This is a genomic window from Streptosporangium vulgare (assembly GCF_042428775.1).
In the GTDB taxonomy this organism is placed as follows: Bacteria; Actinomycetota; Actinomycetes; order Streptosporangiales; family Streptosporangiaceae; genus Streptosporangium; species Streptosporangium vulgare.
In genome coordinates this window covers 1-1,748 of the sequence record NZ_JBHMBS010000097.1, presented here as the reverse complement: position 1 = coordinate 1,748, position 1,748 = coordinate 1, and the positions used below count along the sequence as shown (strand labels likewise).

Annotated in this window: 1 protein-coding gene; it reads right to left on the bottom strand. The window is 67.7% G+C overall.

The features are described from left to right. Positions 1 to 1,748, bottom strand: a 1,748-nt coding sequence (locus tag ACFFRH_RS44110; protein WP_386164157.1) for a hypothetical protein, incomplete at both ends; no start/stop codon positions are given.

The window sequence follows — 1,748 nt, the reverse complement described above, 5'->3', positions numbered from 1 at the left end:
TAGGCGGAGAAGGTGGGCTGGGTGGAGGGCAGTGTCCACAATCCCGATGTCTGCTGGCCTGGGTAGGCCGAGAGTTCCGACACCACGGGTTTGGAGGTGTCCACCCGTCCGGCCAGCCATTCTGACCACGGTCCGGCCACCAGCGCACCGGAAGAATCGGTGGACTGCACCACCGCGCGAACCCGCCACCGGATCAGCCAGCCATTCTGCAACCTTGTCGCCGCAGGGGACTGATGCGAGGCCGAACACGTCTGCCCCGTGAAACACGTCTCCCCGAAGGTTCTCCCCTGCCCCGACCAGATCAGCCCCGAACCCTGCCCGGTGGCCGACGGGTCGTGTTCGACCTCCGCCTCCAGCACACCAGGTCGTCGATCGACATCGGAGATCGCGGCGGTGAAGGCCGGGCTGGCGCTCGGCAGTACCCACACCCCTGACACCAACTGACCGACAGGTGCCGAGACCTTGCTCACGACGGGTCCGGGCGGGATCGTCTTGAAGATCGTCGTGTCCACACGAGCCGACACCCACGCCGACCACGGTCCCGACACCCCGGATGTGGTGGTAGCGCGTGCCCGCCAGCGGATGTGCCAGCCGTCGGTCAGCTTCCCGGTCGGGACGGCCGCCCAGGCGTTGGTTCCCGGCGCGTATGCCTTGTCCGAGGCGCCCGACCAGATCAGGCCCGTGCCCTGACCGGCCGCAGCCGGGTCGTGCTCCACCTCCACGTTGAGCTTGCTCGACCGGTTCTCCGGGTCGGTCACCTTCGCGTACAGCCACGGCGTCAACGTCCCAGCCGTCCACGACGCGGAACCCTGAAGAGCCGGATCCATGCCCAGCGACTCGACCGACGGCTTGTGGAGATCGATGCGTGCTTGGGTCCAGTCGGTCCACGGGCCGAGAGCGCCGGTGGTGGTCTCACCACGTACCCGCCAGCGGACCTTCATTCCATCCGACAGCTTCCCAGCGGGTACCTGCACCAGCGCGTTGTCGCCAGAGCGGTACGGCTGAGCGCTCTTCCCGGTCCAGATCAAGCCACTGCCCTGGCCGGTCGCTGTCGGGTCGTGCTCGATTTCCGCGGCGAGCAGGGAGTTCCTGTTCTCCGGGTCGGTCACCTTCGCATACAGCCACGGCGAAGCCGCCGCCGCCGTCCACGTCCCGGCATCCCAGGTCGCCGGCGTCATCGACGATCCCGCCACCGACGGTTTGCGGAGATCGATGCTGGTAGCGGTCCAGTCGGTCCACGGGCCGAGGGTGCCGATGGTGGTTTCACCGCGTACCCGCCAGCGGACCTTCATACCGTCCGACAGCTTCGCGGTCGGCACCTGAACCCACGCGTTACCGCCGGAAGCGTAGGCGGTGGCTCCCCTGCCCTCCCAGATCAGTCCCGTGCCCTGCCCGGTCGCGGCCGGGTCGTGCTCGAACTGTGCCCACAGTCGCGAAGCACGCGAGTCAGGGTCGCTGACCTTGGCATACACCCACGGCGTAACCGACGAAGCCGTCCACGACGTCGCTCCCTTGGTCGCCGGAGTCAACCCCAAATCGGAAGCAGCTGGCTTCGTCACATCGACGGTGGCGTTCTGCCAGGGGGACCATTGGCCTTCGACGCCCGCGGTGGTGATGCCGCGTACTCGCCAGCGGATCTTCATGCCGTCGTTGAGTTTCGCTGCCGGTACCTGTACCCAGGCGTTGCCGCCGGAGGTGTAGGAGGTGGTGCCCTTGCCGGACCAGATCAGTCCGGTGCCCTGTGCGGG